Origin of the sequence: Streptomyces sp. NEAU-W12 (assembly GCF_026242095.1) — a bacterium.
GTDB lineage: Bacteria > Actinomycetota > Actinomycetes > Streptomycetales > Streptomycetaceae > Streptomyces.
In genome coordinates, this window is the sequence record NZ_JAPJDM010000017.1 from 141223 (window position 1) to 162408 (window position 21186).

Genomic DNA, 21186 nt, shown 5'->3' on the forward strand with positions numbered 1-21186 from the left:
CATCGTGGACGAACGGACCGGCAGGCGTCGGAACCGCCGCGGTGGGAAGGGTGCGGACGTGAAACTGACGATTCTGGGCGGCGGAGGATTCCGGGTCCCGCTGGTGTACGGCGCGCTCCTCGGGGACCACGCCGAGGGACGGGTGACGCGGGTCGTTCTGCACGATGTCGACGACCGTCGACTGTCTGCAGTCGCCCGTGTACTGAACGAACAGGCGGCCGGCGTGCCCGACGCCCCCGAGGTGGGCACCACCACCGACCTGGACGAAGCGCTGCGCGGTGCCGACTTCGTCTTCTCCGCGATCCGGGTCGGCGGACTCGAGGGCCGTGCGAACGACGAACGGGTCGCGCTCGACGAGGGCGTCCTCGGGCAGGAGACGGTCGGCGCGGGCGGCATCGCCTACGGGCTGCGGACCGCCCCCGTCGCCGTCGACATCGCCCGCCGGGTGGCCCGGCTCGCCCCCGACGCCTGGGTCATCAACTTCACCAATCCGGCCGGCCTGGTCACCGAGGCCATGTCCCGGCACCTCGGCGACCGGGTCATCGGCATCTGCGACTCACCGGTGGGTCTCGGCCGCCGCATCGCCCGGGTGCTCGGCGCGGACCCGCGAGAGGCGTGGATCGACTACGTCGGCCTCAACCACCTCGGCTGGGTGCGCGGCCTGTACGTCAGGGGCCGTGACGAACTCCCGCGCCTGCTCGCCGACCGGCAGCTGCTCGGCTCCTTCGAGGAGGGCAGGCTCTTCGGCGCCGACTGGCTCCAGTCCCTCGGCGCGGTCCCCAACGAGTACCTGCACTACTACTACTTCAACCGGGAGACCGTCCGCGCCTACCGGCAGGCCCACAAGACCCGCGGCGCCTTCCTCCACGACCAGCAGGCCCGTTTCTACACGCAGGTGGGCGACCCCGGCACCCCCGCCCTCGCCACCTGGGAGCGCACCCGCGCCGAACGCGAGGCCACCTACATGTCCGAGAACCGCGAGACCGCCGGAGCCGGCGACCGCGACGAGGACGACCTGTCCGGCGGCTACGAGAAGGTGGCCCTCGCCCTGATGCGGGCCGTCGCCCGCGACGAGCGCACCACCCTGATCCTCAACGTCCGCAACCGCAGCACCCTGTCGGCGCTGGACGCGGACGCGGTCGTCGAGGTCCCCTGTCTCGTCGACGCCCAGGGAGCGCACCCGCTCTCCGCCGATCCGCTGCCCGGTCACGCCACCGGCCTGGTCTGCTCCGTCAAGGCGGTCGAGCGCGAGGTGCTCCGTGCCGCCGAGTCCGGCTCCCGCACCCACGCGGTCAAGGCGTTCGCGCTGCACCCGCTCGTCGACTCCGTGAACGTGGCCCGCCGCCTCGTGGACGGCTACAGCGCCGTCCACCCCGGCCTCGCCCACCTCAAGTAGCCCCGCGGGAAGAGCACACCAGGAGGAGAGCCCCTCATGCACGACGAACGCCACCGGATCGAACACCGCGTCCAGCGGCTCCACCACCAGCGCGTCAAACCCGCGATCTACGCCGCCACCGCCCCCCTCACCGTCGAGGCGTGGCACGCACCGGGCGAACCGGTCCCCTTCGCCGAGGCCGCGGCCGCCTCCTACGCGCCCTTCGCCCCGAACACCCCGTGGGGCCCGCCCTGGGGCACCACCTGGTTCCGGATGCGCGGACAGGTCCCCGCGGCATGGGCCGGGCGGCGCGTCGAGGCGGTCATCGACCTCGGCTTCACCGGTGCCGGACCGGGCTTCCAGGCCGAAGGCCTCGTGCACCTGCCCGACGGCACCCCCCTGAAGGCCGTCAACCCGTTCAACCGGTACGTCCCGGTCGGCCGTCCGGCCGCGGGCGGCGAGGAGATCGACTACCTGGTCGAGGCCGCCTCCAACCCCGACATCCTGGCCGACGGTTTCGCTCACCCGACCCCGCTCGGCGACCGGCTCACGGCGGGCGACACACCGCTGTACGTGTTCCGCGGCGCCGACCTCGCCGTCCTCGACGAACCGGTCTGGCACCTCGACCTCGACCTCGACGTGCTGCGCGAACTCATGGCCGAACTGGGCGAGCACGAGCCCCGCCGGCACGAGATCGCGCACGCGCTCGACCGGGCCATGGACGCCCTCGACCTCGACGACGTCTCCGGCAGCGCTCCCGCGGCCCGGGAGATCCTCGCCCCCGTCCTCGCGCAGCCCGCGCACGCCAGCGCGCACACCGTCTCCGGCGTCGGGCACGCCCACATCGACTCCGCCTGGCTGTGGCCGCTGCGCGAGACCCGGCGCAAGTCGGCCCGCACCTTCTCCAACGCCACCGCGCTCGCCGACGAGTACGACGAGTTCGTCTTCGCCTGCTCGCAGGCCCAGCAGTACGCGTGGGTGCGCGACCACCACCCCCAGGTGTGGGCGAGGATCAAGAAGGCGGTCGAGAAGGGCCAGTGGGCGCCGGTGGGCGGCATGTGGGTGGAGGCCGACGGCAACCTGCCCGGCGGCGAGGCCCTCGCCCGCCAACTCGTGCACGGCAAGAGGTTCTTCCTCGAACACTTCGGCATCGAGACCAAGGGCGTCTGGCTGCCCGACTCCTTCGGCTACACCGCCGCCTACCCGCAGCTCGCCAAGCTCGCCGGCAACGACTGGTTCCTCACCCAGAAGATCTCCTGGAACCAGACCAACAGGTTCCCGCACCACACCTTCTGGTGGGAGGGCATCGACGGCACCCGCATCTTCACCCACTTCCCGCCGGTCGACACCTACAACGCCGCCCTCACCGGCGACGAGATGGCCCGCGCCGTGCGCAACTACCGTGAGAAGGGCGGCGGCAGGCGCTCGCTCGCGCCGTTCGGCTGGGGCGACGGCGGTGGCGGCCCCACCCGCGAACACATGGAGCGGGCCCGCCGGCTGGCCGATCTGGAGGGCTCCGCGAAGGTCGTCGTCGAACACCCCGACACCTTCTTCGCCAAGGCCCGGGAGGAGTACCCGGACGCCCCGGTCTGGAACGGCGAGCTCTACCTGGAACTCCACCGCGCCACCTACACCAGCCAGGCCCGCACCAAACAGGGCAACCGGCGCAGCGAACACCGTCTGCGCGAGGCCGAGTTGTGGGCCACGACGGCAGCCGTGCAGGTGCCGGACCAGTACTCCTACCCGTACGACGCCTTCGACCGGCTGTGGAAGACCGTCCTGCTGCACCAGTTCCACGACATCCTGCCCGGTTCCTCCATCGCCTGGGTGCACCGGGAGGCCGAGGCCGAGTACGCCAGGGTCGCGGAGGAACTGGAGACGCTGACGAGGGAGGCGACCGACGCCCTGGGCGGCGGCCGCCACGGCGCAGGCGCCCGGGTGTTCAACACGAGCCCCTACGACCGCGCCGAGGTGGTCCGTGTCCCCGGCGGCCCGCCCGTGTACGTGACGGTGCCCGCGAACGGCAGCGCACCCCTGGAGGCGGACGCGGACGCGGAGGCGGCCGCGGCTCCGGCCGCGCCCCCGCAGCCCGTCACCGCCACGGCCACGGACACGGTGCGGGTGCTCGACAACGGGCTGGTGCGGGTCCGGGTGGCGGACGACGGCACACTGTCGTCCGTATACGATCTGCGGTCGGCCCGCGAGGTACTGGCAGGCCCCGGCAACCTGCTGCGGCTGCACACGGACCTCCCCAACCACTGGGACGCCTGGGACCTCGACAAGCACTACCGCAACCGGCGCACGGACCTGCTCGGCACCGAGTCCGTCACCGTCGTCGCGGAGGACCCGCTGATCGGAGCCGTCCGGGTGGAGCGCGCCTTCGGCAACGGCTCACGGATCACCCAGACGATCACCCTGCGTGCCGGCAGCCCCCGGATCGACTTCGAGACCGAGATCGACTGGCACGAGGCCGAGAAGATCCTCAAGGCCGGTTTCCCGGTGGACATCCGGGCCCCGCACTCCTCCGCGGAGATCCAGTTCGGCCACGTCCAGCGCCCCACCCACACCAACACCAGCTGGGAGGCGGCCCGGTTCGAGGTGTCCGGCCACCGCTGGGTGCACCTCGGCGAACCCGGCTACGGCGTCGCCGTCCTCAACGACTCGACGTACGGCCACGACGTGACCCGCACGGTCCGCGACGACGGCGGAACGACCACCACGGTCGGCCTCAGCCTGGTGCGCGCGCCCCGCGTCCCGGACCCCGGGGCCGACCAGGGCGTCCACCGTTTCACCTACGCACTGCTGCCCGGCGCGGGCGTCGAGGACGCCGTCGCGGAGGGCTACGCCCTCAACCTGCCGCTGCGCGTGACCCGGGCGGCGGCCCCGCCGGACCCACAGGTCCTCGTGGCTCCCGCCACTCCCGTGGTCCGCGTGGACGGCGAAGGGGTGACCGTCGAGGCCGTCAAGCTCGCGGACGACGCCTCCGGTGACGTCGTCGTCCGCCTCTACGAGTCCCGCGGCGGGCGTGCCACCGGCCTCCTGCGCACCGGCTTCCCGCTCGGCGGCGCCACGGTGACCGATCTCCTGGAGCGCCCGCTGGAACCGGCGGACACCGACGGGGACGCCGTGCCGGTGGCCCTGCGCCCCTTCCAGGTGCTGACCCTGCGGCTGGCGGTGGGGCGGGGCTGACGGCGCGCATCGGGTCGGCCGGTCGCCCCCCGTGACAGCGGCCGACCGACCCGAGCCCCCCGTTCCCCCGTGCTTCCCCCGGGCTCCCCCCGTCCCCTCCGGAAGGCTTCCCCGTCTCCCGGAGAGGGCTTCCCCCGCGGCCCTTCACCTTTAAGAGCGCGACACCCGCCGCCTGATACACCCTCCGGAGAAATTTCCCGAAAAAAATCCGGTCCCGGCACGGGAAGCGCGCCGGGACCGGTCGGTGGGAGCGGGAACGGTGGGTGCGTGCGGGGGGAACCCGGGTTCTAGCGGTGGTGCGTTCCCCAGGCGGGGCCCCCGGCGACGGCGTCCGCGGCGGCGGCGCGCACCTGACCGGAGCCGGCCGCCGCCCGGGACCCGGCGGGCACGGCGGGCCCGGCCGAGGCCGGTACACCGCTCAGTGCGGGCGTGGGAAGGTCCGCGGGCAGGTCCGTGCCCCGCTGCGACACCGGGACCGGCCGCAGCGGCCGCGGCCCCGACACCACCGAGTAGTCCTGGCCCAGGAACGGCGGGAACATCTCCCCCGGATCGTCACCGAGCGCCAGCCGCACGGCGGCCCACGGCACGTTCACCCCGCACAGCGACAGCTGGTGCAGACCGCCGGCCGGTCGGGTGTTGACGTCCATCAGCACGGGCCGTTCGCCGAACATCCGGAACTGGATGTTGGACAGATGGTGCAGCCCGAACCCCTCCGCGATCCGCCGGGCCGGCTCCAGCCACTGCTCGTGCAGCGTGAACCCCCTGCGGCGGCCGTTCTTGGTGCGGCCGACGGCCAGCCGGAGACGGTTGTCCGGCCCGGTGAGGCAGTCCACCGACACCTCCGGCTGTCCCAGCACCGGCATCACCAGCCAGTCCACCGGCTCCTCGGCCTGCCGCACCGCCTCCAGCACCAGCTCCAGCGGCACGTACGGGCTGGGGAAGCCGTTCAGCTGCGTGAGCGAGAAGGGGGCGCGGGTGATCACCCGGTAGCCCACACCGCCCGCGCCGGACGCGGGCTTGAAGCACGCCCGGTGCCCGTGCGCCTCCAGTTCGTCGACCGCGTGGACCAGCTCGTCCGCCGACCGCACCCGCCACCACGGCGGCACCGGCACCCCGATCGCCTGGACGGCCTCGTAGGCGATCACCTTGTCGTGGAAGACGGCCACCGCCTCGGGCGGCGGCGCCAGCAGCGCCGTACCGGCCGCCTCGAACTCCGCGCGGTGCGCGACGATCGCGCCCTGGTGCAGCCGCGGCACGAACACGTCGATGCCGCGCCGCGCGCACTGGGCGAGCGCGTACTCGACGTACGCCGCCGGGGACAGGCCCTCGGGCTCGAGCTCGGCGGTGTCGGCGGCGGCCAGTACGGGGGAGTCCGGGTCGCCGTGGGTGGCATGGATCTCGACGGCCCGGTCGCTGGGATTCCTTCTCAGCTGATCCATGAAGAACACGTTCTCCGCGTACGTGCGGTTGAGCCATACGCGTACGCAAGAGGCCATGCAGGGCCGCCTTTCACGGTGTGCGGGCAGGCCTCGGCGGCCCGTGCCCGGGCAGGGTGTGTGGAGGGTCGCCGGACGGCCCCGGGGAAGGGCTTCACTGCGGCGGTGTTGCGGCCGATCATACGGCTTCGATCCGTGCTCCCGAACCACGGGCGTGTTACGGATTCGATGATCCTGTACGCCGGTGACCGTACGCTTCGTGCATGGTGTGCGTACGGAATGATCGTTCAGGTTCAAGGGGCGGCAGATGACGTCAACAGCAGGCGGCGGACAGTTGTGGGCCGTCAGCGACCTCCACATCGGCTACGACGAGAACCGTGCCCTGGTGGAGCGGATGCGTCCCGAGTCGGACGACGACTGGCTCCTCGTGGCCGGAGACGTCGCGGAGACCGTGGACGACATCCGCTGGGCGCTCGGAACCCTCGCGGGCCGGTTCCGGAAGGTCGTCTGGGTGCCCGGCAACCACGAGCTGTGGACCCACCCGAAGGACGCCGTCACCCTGCGCGGCGTCGCCCGCTACGACCACCTCGTCGAGCAGTGCCGCGACCTCGGCGTGGTCACTCCCGAGGACCCCTACCCCGTCTGGGAGGGCCCCGGCGGTCCCGTGGCCGTGGCCCCGCTGTTCCTCCTGTACGACTACTCCTTCCTGCCGGCCGGGTGCGCCACCAAGGACGAGGGGCTGGAGTACGCGCAGGGCACCGGCGTCGTCTGCACCGACGAACACCTGCTGCACCCCGACCCCTACCCGAGCCGCGAGGCCTGGTGCCGGGCCCGGGTCGGGGAGACCGAACGGCGGCTCGCCGACCTGCCCGACGACCTGCCCGTCGTCCTCGTCAACCACTACCCGCTGCACCGGCACCCCACTGACGTCCTGTGGTACCCCGAGTTCGCCATGTGGTGCGGCACCGTCCTCACCGACGACTGGCACCGCAGGTTCAACGTGCACACGATGGTCTACGGCCACCTCCACATCCCGCGCAGCACCCGGCAGGACGGCGTCCGTTTCGAGGAGGTGTCCGTGGGCTACCCCCGCGAATGGCGCAAGCGGCCGGCACCGCCGGGGCGGCTGCGCCGGATCGTGCCCGGGGAGAAGCCCGCGACGGGGTCCGCGGCCGGGCCCGGGTCCGCGTTCGTGTCCGGGTCCGTGACGGGGAAGGGCGGGAACCGGTGATCGGGGAACTGCTGCCCGAGACGGTCGTCGTCGTGGAGGCCTACGGCGACGAGGGCGTCGACGCCCCGCTCTACCCCGAGGAGGCGGCCGTCGTGGCGCGGGCCGTCGACAAGCGCCGGCGGGAGTTCACCGCGGTACGCTCCTGCGCCCGCCGGGCCATGAGGAAGCTCGGCGTCCCCCCGCATCCCGTGCTGCCCGGCGAGCGCGGCGCGCCCGGCTGGCCCGACGGGCTGGCCGGCAGCATGACCCACTGCGCGGGCTACTGCGCCGCCGCCCTGGTCCGTACGGGTGACCTGGCTTCCGTCGGCGTCGACGCGGAGGTCCACGGACCGCTGCCCGAGGGGGTGTTGTCCTCCGTGTCCCTTCCCGGGGAGGCGGAGCGCGTCGCCCGGCTGACTCGGGAACGGCCGGGGGTGCACTGGGACCGGCTGTTGTTCAGCGCCAAGGAGGCCGTCTACAAGGCGTGGTTCCCGCTCACCGGGAAGTGGCTCGACTTCATGGAGGCCGACATCGAGCTGTTCACCGAACCTGCCGACGGCACCGGCACCGGCACCGGCACCGGCACCGGCACCGGTGGTTCCGGTGCTTCGGCGCGCGGTGGGTTCAGGGCGGTGCTCCTGGTCCCGGGGCCCTGGGTGGGCGACCGCCGCCTCGACCACTTCGACGGCCGCTGGAGCGTCGAGGGCGGCCTGGTCGGGACCGCGGTCGCCGTCCCCCACGGCTGACCCGTCACGGCTGGGGGGGCCACTCGCGGAGCATCCGGAAGAAGGACTCCTCGTTGCCGGACAGCCCGGCCCGGGCCAGGGCCGTCTCCGCCTCCGCGAGGACGGACGGTGCCACGACCGGGGGCCTGCGGGCGCCCGGGGGCCCGCTCTCCATGTCGTAGGCGGCGCGCACCGTGTGCAGCAGTCGCAGGTAGGCCTGGACGGCGGTGCGCTCGCGGTCGGTCGGTACGGCGGTGGGCATCGCTCGGCTCTCCCCAAGTCGTGGTCCGGCATCGCGCGTCCCGCGCGGTGCGGGCGCGCCCCCAGCCTGCCGCCCACCACTGACATTGATGGTGGTACGCGGGTTCCGGTGGTCGTGGCCCCACCACTGACCGACGTCCCGCCGGACTGTCCCGCCGGACTGTCTTCCGGTTGTCCTGTCCGGCTGCCGGGGCCTGCTCGACCGGTCCGCGCCGCGGACCGGCCCGCCCACCCGGATGAACCGTCCCGCCCGTTCAGGCCTTGGGGGGCTGGACGTTCTCCAGGAGCATGTCCAGCCACTCCGCGACCTTGTCGCGGTGCTGGTCGGTGGGAAGCTGGGCGGCCCGCCACGCGATACCGCGCACCCCGTGGTCCTGCAGCAGCCGCTCCAGCGGGTCGCCGGCCGCCACGGCGGCCCGCCGCTCACGGTCCGCCAGGCTCTGCAGCAGCTCCTGCTCGGTGTGCTGGAGCGCGTTCGCGAGCGCTTCGGGGTCCTCGGCGGTGAGGAATCCGGCGTGCACCCGGAAGAACCGCTGGATGGCGTCGCAGTGCTCCATGGTGGGACGCCGGTCGCCGTTGATCAGAGCGCCGGCCTGCTGCCGGGACATGCCCGCGCCGTCGGCGATCTCCTGCTGTGTGTACTTGCGGCCGTTCGGCTTGAGCCGGGTGCGGCGCAGCAGGTCCAGGCGCTGCACGAACCGGGTCTGCACCTCGGGTTCGCCCGCCGGCCGACCGCTCAGCAGGGCCTTGACGACAGGTTCCGGCACTCCGGAGGCCGCGGAGAGCCGGCCGACGTCGAAGACCTCGGTGTGCGGCACGTCGAGCCGGTCGGCGAGTGCGGCGACGCGGGCGACGACGGCCGTCAGCGCGGTCGTCGGCGCGGTGTCCCGACCCTCACCCACGAAGCCACCGGTCACCGACAGATCTCCTACGTCTCTCACAGGCCTCTCACACGGGATTGCCGTGAACTTCACGGAGACTAGCCCGTGCCTCGAACTCACATCCAGGTCTCGCCACAACTGTGGCCAATTTCAGCCGTCAACCAGCATGGAATGCCACGATAGTTGACACGCCCGAGGTTCGGGCCGGAGGATCGGGGCGCCGCGTCAAGGCCGCACAGGCAAGAGGGGTGAGCCTCCCGATGGCACATCAGGCAGGAGGGCAGCGGTCGATACCGCGGCCCGGCCCCGAGACTCCCGAGGTGCGGGCCTACCTGGAGGACTACGCCGTGTTCCTCCACGCGGTGCCCTTTCCCTCCCTGGTGGTCGACCGCCGCTGGGACGTCCTGCTGGCCAACACCGCTTTCCGGACCCTTTTCCGGGATGTCGAGCCGCATCCGACGGCCATGCCCGGCGACAACTTCCTCCGGTTCGTCCTCTTCCACCCGGACGCCGCCACCGTGCTGGGGGAACACGAGTCGAGCTGGTGCCTGCCGATGCTGGCGCACTTCGCCAAGACGGTGGAGCGGCACGGCCACGACCACGGGCTGCAGGCCATCCGCCGGGACATCGCCCAGGACCCCATCATGGAGGCCGCCTACCGGCAGGGGCTGCCGCACTGGCTCCGTGCCGTCGGCGAGCAGGCCGCCGAACACGACGGTGCCGTAAGGCCGTTGCGGCACCCTGATCCGCGCTGGGGGGTCACCGACTGCCGCCTCGTCGTGGAGACGACCAGGGTGCTCGAGGAGATGGACTGCGTCCGGCTGACGCTGGTCCTGCGCGAGGCGCCCCGCACCCCGGCCGGCCACCGAAGACGCCGGCCCGCCGCCTCCCATCTCAGTGTGGTGCCGGCGGGGGACTGAACCGCCCCGCCGGAGTCGACGCGGTCATGACGCGTCGCTTTCTTGCGTACCGACGCAAACCGTTCGCGCGCCTTGTGCTTCCGTCTGCGCCAGCGATCCCCTGGCCCCCGGTGCCGTACGGACCACCACCGGGGGCTCGACGTCCCCACGCGGATCCCGGTCGTCGGATGTCGACCGGTCGCGTTCCCGCGGCGGACCGGCCTTCGGCTCCCGGCCGCCGACCTGCCGGGAGGGCCGGGGCGTTCTAGGGTGGACGGCACTGCGCCACACAGCGACCGGGAGCTCTCATGCGTCTGCCCATCGAACCCAGGCACGTGGCACCCCGTCTGGCCACGGGGGCGTTCATCCTCAACTCCGGACTGTCCAAGCGGGGTGTCGACGAGGAGACGGCCGCCCAGGTGCACGGGATGGCCAAGAACACCTATCCGTTCCTCGAGAAGGTGCGGCCCGCCGCCTTCGTCCGGCTGCTCTCCGCCGGGGAGATCACGCTGGGCGCGGCCCTGCTGCTGCCCGCCGTTCCCACGGTCGTGGCCGGTGCCGGACTGGCGGCGTTCTCGTCGGCGCTGCTGGGGATGTACCTGCGGACGCCTGGGATGCGGGAGGAAGGCAGCCTGCGGCCCACCCAGGAGGGTCTCGCCCTGGCCAAGGACGTCTGGATGCTCGGGGTCGGGGTCGGGTTCGTCGTCGACGAGTTGACGCGCGACAGGTGCCGACCGGGCCGGTGACCGGCCCCGGCCCCTTGCCGCGGCCTCGCCGCGGAGCCGTCTACGCCACGTCGGCCGGGCGGCCCGGTTCGGGCTGCCGTCGCCTGCGCCGTGGCCGGGGGACGGGGCCGGTGGGTCCGGACGGTGCCGCCGGCCCCGGACGCAGAGGGAGGTCCGCGGCCCCGGGGTGATCGGCCCCGGGGTGGGCGGCCTCGGAGGGATCCGGCACGGGAGGGCCCGCCGCGGGGTCCACTCCGGTGCGCTCGCCGAGGCGCGGGCGTGGTGTCGCCCGGGCCAGGAGAATCACGCCCCACGAGGCGAGTGCCGCGCCGGACAGTGCGAGCAGTACCCCCGCCGGGCCGCCCCGGAACCGCTCGCCGAGGAGGCAGAGTCCGATCACCGCGGCGGCCACGGGGTTCGCCAGGGTCACCACCGCGAGCGGGGCGCCCAGCCCGCTGCGGTACGCGGTCTGGGACAGCAGCAGTCCGCCGGCCGCGAACACCGCGACGAGCAGGGCCACCCCGATCACCCGGACGTCCGGCAACTGACCCGAACGGTCCGTCACGGCCACCGTCACGGACTGGGCGAGCGCCGACGCCACCCCAAAGGCGATGCCCGCCGCGGTCGCGTGCCGCAGTCCGGGCCGGGCGCCGGGCCGCGACAGCACGCCGATCAGAGCGGCCGTGACGCCCGAGACCAGCAGCGCCCCGGGCACGGACAGCGTGCCGCCCGGGGCCGGCTCCGACGCGGTGGCCAGGATCGCCGCGAGACCGGCCAGGGTGAACGCCGTGCCCCGCCACTCGGTGGGCCCCACCCGCCGCCCCGCGAACCATGCCCCTGTGGGCACGGCCACGACCAGAGTGAGCGCGCCGAGCGGCTGGACCACGGTCAGCGGGCCGTACGCGAGCGCCGCGACGTGCAGCAGCGCGCCCGCGGCGTTCAGCACGACCGTCCACCACCAGGCGCCGCTGCCCAGCAGCCGCAGGGCACCGGTGCCGGGGGAGCGTGACGCCAGCCGTTCCTGCGCGACCGCGGCGGCCGCGTAGGTGACGGCGGAGACGAGGGACAGGGCGACGGCGACGAGGACCGCGTTCATCGGGGCGCCCCCGCGCGTTCCCCGTCCACGGCCCTGGTCCCGTCCGCCGCGCCCGCCGTGCCTTTCTCGTCTCTTTGCACCGGCACCGGCACCGTCGGCGACCGGCGGACGTGCTGGGGGAGGCGCAGGACCGCGAGGGCGGCGCCGAGCAGGGCGGCCGCCACGATCGCGTCCAGCCAGAAGTGGTTCGCCGTACCGACGATCACCAGCAGTGTCAGCAGCGGATGCAGCAGCCACAGCCACCGCCACCGTGAGCGCGTGGCGACGACCAGACCGGTCGCCACCATCAGCGCCCAGCCGAAATGCAGCGAGGGCATCGCCGCGAACTGGTTCGACAACGTGTCGGTCTGCGGAGGCCCGTAGACCGAGGGCCCGTACACCCGCGCGGTGTCCACCAGGCCGGTGGCGGCGAGCATCCGGGGCGGCGCGAGCGGGAACGCCAGATGCAGCACCAGCGCGGCGGCGGTGACCGCGGCGAGCACCCTTCGCGCCCACCTGTAGTGGGCCGGACGGCGCAGGAAGAGCCAGATCAGAAAAGCGGCGGTGGCAGGGAAGTGCACGGCCGCGTAGTAGGTGTTCGCGAGGTGCACCGGGCCGTCGCCGTGCAGCAGCAGGGCCTGCACCGCTCCCTCGCCGGGCAGACGGAGCGCCCGTTCCAGCTCCCACACGTCGTGCCCGTTGCGGAGGGCGGCCTCGGAGTGGCCCGTCGCCAGCCGGCGGCCGACCTTGTAGACGAGGAAGAGTCCCACCACGAGCAGGAGCTCACGCGGGAGGGGCGGGCGTGCCGACGTGCCGGACACCGGCGGTGGGCCGGGCCTCGCCGGTGGCGGCTCGCTCGGTGGCTCGCTGCGGGCATTCATCCCCCGGCCCTTTCGCCGACGCTGGTTCCGTGGTGGTGCTGAGGGCACTTGTGGTGCCGGGTCGGGCTGCGGTGTCGAGCCTCGGCGGGACGAGTTCGATTCGATACGTAAGCGTACCGATACGAGTTCGTACCGATACGCGAGTGTACCGATACGGAACCGTTCCGGTACGCTCACGTATCGACGGGTGGCGGACGCAGGCCCGCCGGGAGCCGGCAGCCCGGAGGGTCCGCCCCAGGACAAGGAGTCGAGCCGATGACGTCGCAGGCCGCGGACCGACCGGAACCGGTCGGCAGTTCGCGCCGCTCCAAGATCACGCCCGAGCGTGAGCGGGAGTTCTTCGACGCGGTCCTGGAACAGATCAGACAGTGCGGCTACGACGCCGTCACCATGGAGGGGGTCGCCGCCCGGACACGGTGCAGCAAGTCCACGCTGTACCGGCAGTGGCAGACCAAGCCCCGGTTCGTCGCCGCGGCCCTGCGGTCCAGCGGACAGGCGCGCTTCGCCGGCATCGACACCGGTACCCTCGCCGGGGACCTGCGCGAGGCCGCCCGTAGCGCGGGCGCGTGGTCGGTGAAGGACACCTCGCTGCTGCAGGCACTCGGCCACGCGGTCACGCAGGACCCGGAGCTGGCGCAGGCCCTGCGCGAAGCGCTGGTCGAACCGGAGATCGCCGCGCTGAAGGCGATCGTGCGCCGCGGGGTCGAACGCGGTGAGGTCCCCGCGGACAATCCGGCACTGGCGTACATCCCGGCCCAGTTCTTCGGAGTGCTGCGGGTGCGGCCCCTCCTGGAGGAGGGGAACGCGGACCCGGACTACCTGCTCCGGTTCGTGGAGGCCGCCGTACTGCCGGCGCTCGGCCTGGAATGAGACCAGGGCCGCCGTTCCCGGACGACCGGGCGGCGGCCCGACCGCGCCGCACCGTGGGGACGGGGGCGGCGCGCACCACCGGCCGGGTGGGGCTCCCCCCGAGCGGAGGGGGAGCCCCACCCGGCCGTCGTTCCGGGGGCGGACGGCGCGGCGGACGAGGGTGGGCTCAGACGTCCTGGCCGGTGCCGCCGCTGCCCTCCGCCTCCTCTATGCCCTCGGTGATGTCGTCGAGGACGGACTGCTTCTGGTCCGTGTCCACGCCGAGGCGGACCACGACGATCTGCTCCGGCTGCGCTGGGGAGGGGAAGGCCAGCGACTGGACGTACCCGTCGGAGCCCTTGCTCGTGACCGCCTTCCACCGCACCAGGTAGCCCTTCTGCCCGGCGACGGTCACCGCCTTCGACTCGAGGACCTCGTGCGAGCTGATCCTCCCGTAGGAATCGCCGCCGTACGACTCCTCGGCATTGGCGGAGATGTCCGCCTTGGCGACCTCCTCCGCGGTGGAACCGCGGGTGCCCAGGGCCAGTGCCGGTGCCGAGTACGCGCCGCCCTTGGTGCAGGTGCTGGAGGTGTCGCCGGGGCAGTCGTACGTGTCCTCCGACATGATCTGGGCGCCCACCTGGCCCTCCTGGCCGTACCAGCCGTCCGGGATGGGCAGGCTGATCCCGCTCAGTCCGTCGGTCACCGACCCGCTCTCGACCCGCGGCGGCTCCGAGGTGTCCGGGCCGGGGCCCTCCTCGCTCTCCCCGTCCGGCCCGCCGTCCCGTCCGTCCGGTGCCCGCGAGGCGGTGGAGCCGTCGCTCCCGCCGTCGTCGGTCAGCGCGTACACGCCGACCCCGATGCTCGCCAGCACCGCGACGGCCGCCGCCACGGCGATCCCGATGCGCAGCCCCCGCCCCCGGCCGGAGCCCGGGCCGGACTTCACGACCCCGGGATACCCGGGATGCGCCGGGTACCCCGGGTACGTCGGCCGGGCCGGATACGCCGGTCCGGCCACCGAGCCCGGCACCGGCGGGCCCCAGGCGGGCGCCGATCCCGCCGGCCGGACCTGGTCCGTCCAGGTGGTGCCGTCCCACCAGCGCTCGGTGGCCGGTCCGTCATTCGTCTGCCCGGGGTCGGGATACCACCCGGGAGGAGTCGCCTGCGTCATGCCCCCACCGTATGAGGCGTCGGTGAAAGAGGGATGAGAGAGGTCCGTATATCCGGGATCCCGAGGTCGCGCGGGCCCGGGGGGATCCATGCGTGCGCACTCGTGCGGGCCCGCGGGCGTGCGGGCCCGCACGGGAGGGCGGCCGGAGGCCGGAACCCCCGGAGGCCGGAACCCCCGGAGGCCGGAACCCCCGGAACCCGGCCCCCGGGGCCCAGCCCCACCCCCGCACCTGTCGAAACCGCCCGACGCTCCATCACCTGCCTTGTCCGTGACAGGCGTTGGCCGTCGGACCCCGGTGAACCGCAGGACGCGTCGACCCCTGTACCCGCTTGTCACCCTCCACGGCAAGAGCCCGGCCGGTACCGCTCCGTCGGGGCCGTCGGAGGACTACGCTCGACGCCTGTACGTCGTTCGGGCGACTTGGGGAGGTAGCGGGATGACGGAGGTACGGCCCATGGCATCGGCCTCGGCCTCTCTCTGGGAGCGGGAGGAGGAGGTCGCCGCCATCACCGCGATGGTCGACACCCTGTGCGCGGACCGGTCCTCGCCCGGCAGTCTGCTGGTGCTGCGGGGCGAGGCGGGTCTCGGCAAGACCGCACTGCTCGCCGAGACCCGGCGCATCGCCGAACAGCGCGGCTGCACCGTGTGGTCGGCCCGTGGCGGCGAGACCCTGCGCACCGTCCCGTTCAACGTCGTACGCCAGCTCCTCCAGCCCGCGCTGGTGCCGATGGTGCCGGAGGAGGTCCGCGAGTACCTCGGCGACTGGTACGACGTCGCCGGCCCCGCCCTCGGCGTAGCCGAGCCCGGCGACCGGCACGCCGATCCGCAGGGCGTCTGCGAGGGCCTGGTCGCCGCCGTGCGCCGGCTGGCCCACCGGGACTGGCCGCTGGTGCTGACGGTCGACGACGCCCACTGGGCCGACCAGGAGACCCTGTACTGGCTCTCCGTCCTCGCGAAAAGCCTGGCGGACCTGCCCGTTCTCGTCGTGGTCGCCCGCCGGCCCGGCGAGGTCTCCGGGGCGAGCGCCCGCCACCTGGACGCCGTCGCCGAGGCCGCCGAGCATCCCGTCACCGTCCTCAGCGCACTGACCCCGCCCGCCGCGGCCGGCCTGACCCGGGCCACCCTCGGCGAGAACGCGGACGCCGCGTTCTGCCGCGAGGTGTGGGCCGTCACCGGCGGCAACCCCTACGACACCGTCGAGCTGCTCGCCAAGGTCCGGGACAGCGGACTCGAACCCGTCGAGGCGCACGCCGGTGAACTGCGCGAACTGAACCGCTCCGCCCGCGGCGGCGGGCTCGTCGCCCGGCTGGAAGAACTCGGCATAGACGCCACCCGGTTCGCCTGGGCCGCCGCCATCCTCGGCAGCGACATCACCGTCGGCCTGGTGGCCGAGCTCGCCCTCCTCGACCACGCCGTCGCCGTCCGCTGCGCCGAACGCCTGCGCACTGCCCGCATCCTCACCGCACCCGACCCCGGGACCGGCCGCAGCGGCCCCGCCGACCTCGAGTTCGTCCACCCGCTGATAGCCACCGCCGTCTACCACTCCATCCCCGACGCGCTGCGCCGCGCCATGCACGGCATAGCCGCCCAAATCGTCACCGACTCCGGGCGCGGCGCCGCGTCCGCCTCCCGCCACCTCCTCGAAGTGCACCCGGACGACGACGAGGAACTCGTCCGCCAACTGCGGGACGCCGCCGGTGAACACCTCGCCGTCGGCGCCCCGGACGCCGCCCGCCGCTGCCTGGAGCGTGCCCTGGAGGAACCGCCCCGCCCCGAGGTCCACGCGCGCGTACTCTACGAGTTGGGCTGTGCCACCTTCCTCACCGCGCCCGCCCGGACCATCGGCCATCTGCGGACCGCGCTCGGCATGTCCGGCCTCGCCGGGGACGCGCGGGTGGACGCCGTGGTCCGGCTCTCCCAGGCGCTGATGCACAACAACCAGATGGAGGAGGCCGTCCGCACCGTCGAGACGGAGGCAGCGCGGCTGGAGCCCGGTCCCGCCCGGATGCGCCTGCAGGCCGTGCAGTTCATGTGGGAGGGCATCCACGACGGCGAGACCACCGCCCCCGGCCGCTCCGAGCGCCTCGCCGACCTCGCCGCCACCTGCACCGGCCGGGACAACTCCGAGCGCGCGCTGCTCATCCTGCGCGGCTTCGACGCCATGATGCGCGGCGAGAACGCCGAGGAGGTCGCCGAGATCAGCGACCGCGCCCTCGTCAACGGCCGTCTCGCGCCCGGCCTCGGCTGGACCGACGCCGAGTGGGGCGTCGAGCTGCTCCTGATGCTCGCCAGCACGTACGCCTACACCGATCGCCTCGACCGCGCCGAGAGCCTCTACACCGAGGCCCTGCGCTCCTACGAGTCGGCCGGCTGGAGCGGCGGCCACCTGGTCCTCGCCCACGCCTACGTCGGTCTCGCACACCGCAGGCGGGGCCGCCTCGCGGCGGCGGAGAAGTCGCTGCGCGAATCCCTGCGCCTGGCCGAACGCGTGGGACGCGGCCTGCCCCTGTACTGGACGGCGACCTGCAACCTGGTCGACACGCTGCTCGTCCGCGGCCATGCGGACGAGGCCTGGGAGGTCGCCGAACGGCACGGCTTCACGCCGCCCTACCCGTCCACCATCGTGCTGCCCGACCCCCGTTCGGTGCGCGGCAGACTGCTGCTCGCCGTCGGCCGTACGAAGGACGGCATCAACGAACTGGAGGCCGCGGAGAAGGCGGCGGCCTCCCGCGACCACCACAACCCCGTCCACGTCTTCTGGGCAGCCGACCTCGCGCGCGCCATCGCCACCCAGGACCCGGCCCGTGCCGCCCGGCTCGCCGTCGAGTACCGCCGCCAGGCCGAGCGCTTCGGCACGGACACCGCCATGGGGGAGGCCCTGCGCTGCGCCGCCGCCCTGGAGACCGGCCAGCGGGCGGTGCGGCTCGCCGCGCAGGCCGTCACCTACCTGGAGTCCTCACCCTGCCAGTACGAACACGCGGCGGCCCGCGTCGAGTACGGCGTCCTCGCCCGCTCGCGGACCGACCTGGAGCGGGGCCTGGCTCTCGCGCGTTCCTGCGGCGCGGACGGCCTGGCCGTCCGCGCCGAGGCCGAACTGACCGCACTCGCCGGCCGGACGGCGAGCACGGGCCGTGCCGCGGCCCCGGGAGGGGAGCCGGGGCACCGGCCCCGGTGACCCTCGGGCACGCAGCCGAGGAGTGCCGCCCCACTCGGACGCCGAACGGCGCGCGCTCCCGGCCGGGGTGACCACCCGGTCGGGCCGCGGGACCGCACCCCGACGGGGACGAACCACGGCGCCACGGCCGCGGCGGACGGACGCGGGTCGATGTCGCCCACGGAAAGTACGGGCCGCCAGGGCGTGCGGCGCGGTGCTGCTGCCGTGGTCCGCGCCCGCAGTGGCGTACGGGGCCCACTCGGCGCGGCCGCGTCCACAGCTCGCCGGGGCAACCGGCGAGCGGGCCGTGACGGAGGCCGCGGACCAGCTCGGGCACCGTGAAACCGGGCGTGAACCAGCGGGAGTCCGCCCTCTGTGCGAGCTCCGCCAGGCCCCCGCTCCGCACCAGCGCAGCCCGCTCCTCCCAGGCCTTCGCACCGTTGAAGTGGGCCGAGGAGCAGATCACGGCCAGCGACGACACCCGCTGCGGGTACCGTACGGCCAGCTCCAGACCCACCGCGCCGCCCACCGGCACTCCCGCGTAGGCGAACCGCTCGATGCCGAGCGAGTCGGCGAGCGCGACCACCAGGTCCGCGAGATCGCCGACGCTCGCGCCGGGACCGATCAGCCCGGCCGCCGAACCGCCGTGCCCCGGCAGGTCCCAGCGGACCACCCGGTGCGTGACCGACGGCTCGGGCGCCACCTCGTCCCACTGATCCGGCGGGTGGCGGACGCCGCCGAAGGGCTGCGCCGCCCCGGCGAGCCGGCCGCCCCGGTGGCCTGACGCCCGGGTGGGCCGGTGCCCCGGCGCCCCGCTGAACTGCAGGTTCCGCCGGCCGCCTCCGTGCCGGTCAGGCGGCCTCCGCGTAGACCACCCACACCTGCCCCTGCGCGAAGTTCACCGCGGTGCCGTCCTCCGTCGTGAACGCGGTGCCGTCCGAGGCGTCCGGGCGGCTCCAGCGGACCTCGTGGGCGCGCCCGTCGCGCAGCACGGTGGCCGCTCCGGAGCCCACCGTCTCGGTGTACGGCGTGTTGCTGCCCCGGGAGTCGTGGTAGCCGGACGGCCGGACGGTCACGTACTGCACGACGACGGTCGAGGGCGCCACCGGCTCGCCCCGCGCGGTGACCGTGGGGGTGCCGTCCATGGAGACCAGCCAGCGGTTCCGGGCGTCGGACCAGGTGAAGGTGAAGCGGGCCGCCGGATAGCGCACCGTACGCGTGTTCTCGGGTTCGCCGCCCGCGGGCGGCGGGCCGTCGCGGAAGCCGGTGGTCAGCGAGGCCCGGCCGGGCGGGTCGTCCATGAACCGCCGGGGCTGGAGATAGAGGTTGTGCGGGGCGGGCCGGTGGGGGCCCCGGACGTAGACGTCCGCCCCCGTGTCGGACGTACCGGGTGTCAGGGGCTCCAGCGGAGCCCGGTCGATCAGCGGCAGCAGCCTGCCCTGCGCCCCGGAGAACGCCAGAACCGGCCGGTCGAACTGGCGCAGCAGCTCCAGGTCGGCCTCCCGGGCGCTGCGTACCGGGCCGACGGACTCGGGCAGCCGGCTTGCGTAGACCGCCATCAGCCGGCTCAGACCGCCCTCGACCTGCTCCACGTACACCACGTCCGCCGACTCCAGGCCCGTCTGGGGGCGGGCCGCGGGGGCGTTGTCGATCTTCACCGCGAGGACCGGCGGGTGGCCGTCCCCTCCGGTCTCCTCCGTCCCGCCCGGACGCGTTGTGCGGGGCGATCCGCGTCCGTCGTCGCCGGGAGCGTTCGACGCCGTGCAGCCCGCCGCCAGACCGGCCGCCAGCAGTGCCGCCAGCAGCGCTCCCGTCGTCGTGACGCGTCGTGTGCGTGTTCCTCGTCCCGTGTCCACCGTCGCCACCCTGCCTGCCCCACATCATCGGTTGTCTTGATTGTGCGCTTTTCTGATTGTCGATGGCCATGCCTGATCAGCGGTGTTCCCGCGCGGTGGCTTCCGCCGATCGGCTCAGCGGGGCGCGGTTCGGCGTGGAGCGCACGGGTACGGACGGCGCACCGGCCACGACGACGCAGGGAGCAGGCGGCGATGAAGGCAGTGACCTGGCAGGGAAAGAGGGACGTCCGCGTGGAGGAGGTGCCCGACCCGCGGATCGAGGAACCGACGGACGCCGTCATCCGCGTCACGTCCACCGGGCTGTGCGGCTCCGACCTGCACCTCTACGAGGTGCTCACCCCGTTCATGACCCCCGGCGACATCCTCGGCCACGAGCCCATGGGCATCGTCGAGGAGGTCGGTGCCGGCGTACCGGACCTCCAGGCCGGTGACCGTGTCGTCGTGCCGTTCCAGATCGCCTGCGGCAACTGCTGGATGTGCCTCACCGGTCTGCCCACCCAGTGCGAGACCACCCAGGTCAGCGCCGAGGGCATGGGCGCGGCCCTGTTCGGCTACACCCGCCTCTACGGCGCGGTGCCGGGCGGCCAGGCCGAGTACCTGCGGGTCCCGCAGGCGCAGTACGGCCCGATCAAGGTCCCCGAAGGGCCGTCCGACGACCGGTTCGTCTATCTCTCCGACGTGCTGCCCACCGCCTGGCAGGCGGTGGTCTACGCCGACGTTCCGAAGGGCGGCAGCATCGCCGTGCTCGGCCTCGGTCCCATCGGTGACATGGCCTGCCGGATCGCCCGGCTCAAGGGCGCCGACCGGGTCTTCGGCGTGGACCTGGTCCCGGAGCGACTGCGCCGGGCACAGGAACGGGGCGTGGAGACCTTCGACCTGCGCTCCTTCGACGACGAGAAGGAACTCGTCACCGCGATCCGCGACCGGACCGACGGCCGCGGCCCCGACGCCGTGATCGACGCCGTCGGCACCGAGGCACACGGCAGCGCGGCGGCCCGCATGGTGCAGAACGCCGCGGCGCTGCTGCCCCGGAAGATCAGCGGCCCGCTGGCCGAACGCTTCAGCGTCGACCGGCTCGCCGCCCTGTACACCGCGATCGACCTGGTGCGCCGCGGCGGCACCGTCTCGATCTCCGGCGTCTACGGCGGCGCGGCGGATCCCATGCCCCTGCTCACCATGTTCGACAAGCAGATCCAGATGCGCATGGGGCAGGCGAACGTGCGCCGCTGGAGCGACGAGATCATCCCCCACCTGACGGACGACGACCCCCTCGGCGTCGACGACTTCGCCACCCACCGCCTGCCGCTGTCGGAGGCGCCCCGGGCCTACGACATGTTCCAGCGCAAGCGGGACGGCGCGGTCAAGATCCTCATGCAGCCGTAGCCGTAGCCGTAGCCGCGCGCTTCGCCGGGCCCGGTGGTCCGCCGTCCCCGCCCGGGTGTCCGAAGACGCCGGGCGGACCCCGGCGGGTACAGCCGGGGCGGGGGGGGGGGGGCGGG

Annotated in this window: 16 protein-coding genes and 1 pseudogene; 9 read left to right on the forward strand and 8 right to left on the reverse strand. The window is 73.7% G+C overall.

The genetic code is table 11. From position 1 onward, the window contains the following. Window positions 1-58: 58 nt before the first annotated feature. Window positions 59-1396: a 6-phospho-beta-glucosidase gene (locus tag ORI94_RS22140; protein WP_266078387.1), complete on the forward strand. Its 1338-nt coding sequence runs from the start codon at window positions 59-61 to the stop codon at window positions 1394-1396. A 36-nt stretch (window positions 1397-1432) separates the two neighbouring features. Further along, window positions 1433-4564: an alpha-mannosidase gene (locus ORI94_RS22145; protein WP_266078389.1), complete on the forward strand. Its 3132-nt coding sequence runs from the start codon at window positions 1433-1435 to the stop codon at window positions 4562-4564. 287 nt (window positions 4565-4851) lie between these two features. On the opposite strand, the gene ORI94_RS22150 is transcribed toward ORI94_RS22145, so the two are convergent. Then, window positions 4852-6060 carry an ATP-grasp domain-containing protein gene (locus ORI94_RS22150; RefSeq protein ID WP_266078391.1) on the reverse strand — a complete coding sequence of 403 codons (1209 nt, stop codon included), beginning with the start codon at window positions 6058-6060 and terminating at the stop codon, window positions 4852-4854. A gap of 247 nt (window positions 6061-6307) precedes the next feature. Between ORI94_RS22150 and ORI94_RS22155 the strand changes: the two genes are divergently transcribed. Further along, window positions 6308-7231 (forward strand): metallophosphoesterase family protein, encoded by a 924-nt coding sequence (locus tag ORI94_RS22155; RefSeq protein WP_266078393.1) that lies wholly within the window; start codon window positions 6308-6310, stop codon window positions 7229-7231. After that, window positions 7228-7956, forward strand: a complete 729-nt coding sequence (locus ORI94_RS22160; protein WP_266078395.1) for a 4'-phosphopantetheinyl transferase family protein — start codon at window positions 7228-7230, stop codon at window positions 7954-7956. The genes ORI94_RS22155 and ORI94_RS22160 overlap by 4 nt, the downstream gene beginning before the upstream one ends. A 4-nt stretch (window positions 7957-7960) precedes the next feature. Here the strand turns inward: ORI94_RS22160 and ORI94_RS22165 are convergent, their stop codons facing one another. After that, entirely contained in the window at window positions 7961-8197 is a 237-nt protein-coding gene (locus tag ORI94_RS22165) for a hypothetical protein (RefSeq protein ID WP_266078397.1), read from the reverse strand. Between the two features lie 253 nt (window positions 8198-8450). Next, window positions 8451-9113, reverse strand: a complete 663-nt coding sequence (locus ORI94_RS22170; protein WP_042171501.1) for a helix-turn-helix domain-containing protein — start codon at window positions 9111-9113, stop codon at window positions 8451-8453. Between the two features lie 224 nt (window positions 9114-9337). On the opposite strand from ORI94_RS22170, the gene ORI94_RS22175 reads away from it, so the two are divergent. Together ORI94_RS22175 and ORI94_RS22180 are read left to right on the forward strand one after the other, a co-directional pair. Then, entirely contained in the window at window positions 9338-9997 is a 660-nt protein-coding gene (locus ORI94_RS22175) for a hypothetical protein (protein ID WP_266078400.1), read from the forward strand. A 287-nt stretch (window positions 9998-10284) separates the two neighbouring features. Further along, window positions 10285-10722 carry a hypothetical protein gene (locus ORI94_RS22180; RefSeq protein ID WP_266078401.1) on the forward strand — a complete coding sequence of 146 codons (438 nt, stop codon included), beginning with the start codon at window positions 10285-10287 and terminating at the stop codon, window positions 10720-10722. A 40-nt stretch (window positions 10723-10762) separates the two neighbouring features. Here ORI94_RS22180 and ORI94_RS22185 read toward each other — a convergent pair whose 3' ends face one another. Continuing rightward, window positions 10763-11797 carry a hypothetical protein gene (locus tag ORI94_RS22185; RefSeq protein WP_266078403.1) on the reverse strand — a complete coding sequence of 345 codons (1035 nt, stop codon included), beginning with the start codon at window positions 11795-11797 and terminating at the stop codon, window positions 10763-10765. Continuing rightward, window positions 11794-12657 (reverse strand): phosphatase PAP2 family protein, encoded by an 864-nt coding sequence (locus ORI94_RS22190; RefSeq protein ID WP_266078405.1) that lies wholly within the window; start codon window positions 12655-12657, stop codon window positions 11794-11796. Before ORI94_RS22190 ends, ORI94_RS22185 begins: the two co-directional genes overlap by 4 nt. Window positions 12658-12912: 255 nt before the next feature. Between ORI94_RS22190 and ORI94_RS22195 the strand changes: the two genes are divergently transcribed. Beyond that, window positions 12913-13527: a TetR/AcrR family transcriptional regulator gene (locus ORI94_RS22195; RefSeq protein WP_266078407.1), complete on the forward strand. Its 615-nt coding sequence runs from the start codon at window positions 12913-12915 to the stop codon at window positions 13525-13527. A gap of 166 nt (window positions 13528-13693) precedes the next feature. On the opposite strand, the gene ORI94_RS22200 is transcribed toward ORI94_RS22195, so the two are convergent. Then, complete coding sequence (locus tag ORI94_RS22200; protein WP_266078409.1) at window positions 13694-14677, reverse strand: DUF2510 domain-containing protein; 984 nt, start codon at window positions 14675-14677, stop codon at window positions 13694-13696. 436 nt (window positions 14678-15113) lie between these two features. On the opposite strand from ORI94_RS22200, the gene ORI94_RS22205 reads away from it, so the two are divergent. Continuing rightward, window positions 15114-17852 carry an ATP-binding protein gene (locus ORI94_RS22205; protein ID WP_266078412.1) on the forward strand — a complete coding sequence of 913 codons (2739 nt, stop codon included), beginning with the start codon at window positions 15114-15116 and terminating at the stop codon, window positions 17850-17852. Window positions 17853-18141: 289 nt separating this feature from the next. Here ORI94_RS22205 and ORI94_RS22210 read toward each other — a convergent pair. After that, a pseudogene (locus tag ORI94_RS22210) lies at window positions 18142-18543 on the reverse strand (alpha/beta fold hydrolase); the annotation flags it as partial. Between the two features lie 139 nt (window positions 18544-18682). Continuing rightward, window positions 18683-19696 (reverse strand): DUF3048 domain-containing protein, encoded by a 1014-nt coding sequence (locus ORI94_RS22215; protein WP_266078414.1) that lies wholly within the window; start codon window positions 19694-19696, stop codon window positions 18683-18685. Window positions 19697-19879: 183 nt separating this feature from the next. Here ORI94_RS22215 and ORI94_RS22220 point away from each other — a divergent pair, with 183 nt between their 5' ends. After that, the gene (locus tag ORI94_RS22220) at window positions 19880-21070 is read left to right on the forward strand and encodes a zinc-dependent alcohol dehydrogenase (protein WP_266078416.1); all 1191 of its coding nucleotides are present in this window, start codon (window positions 19880-19882) and stop codon (window positions 21068-21070) included. Window positions 21071-21186 lie beyond the last annotated feature (116 nt).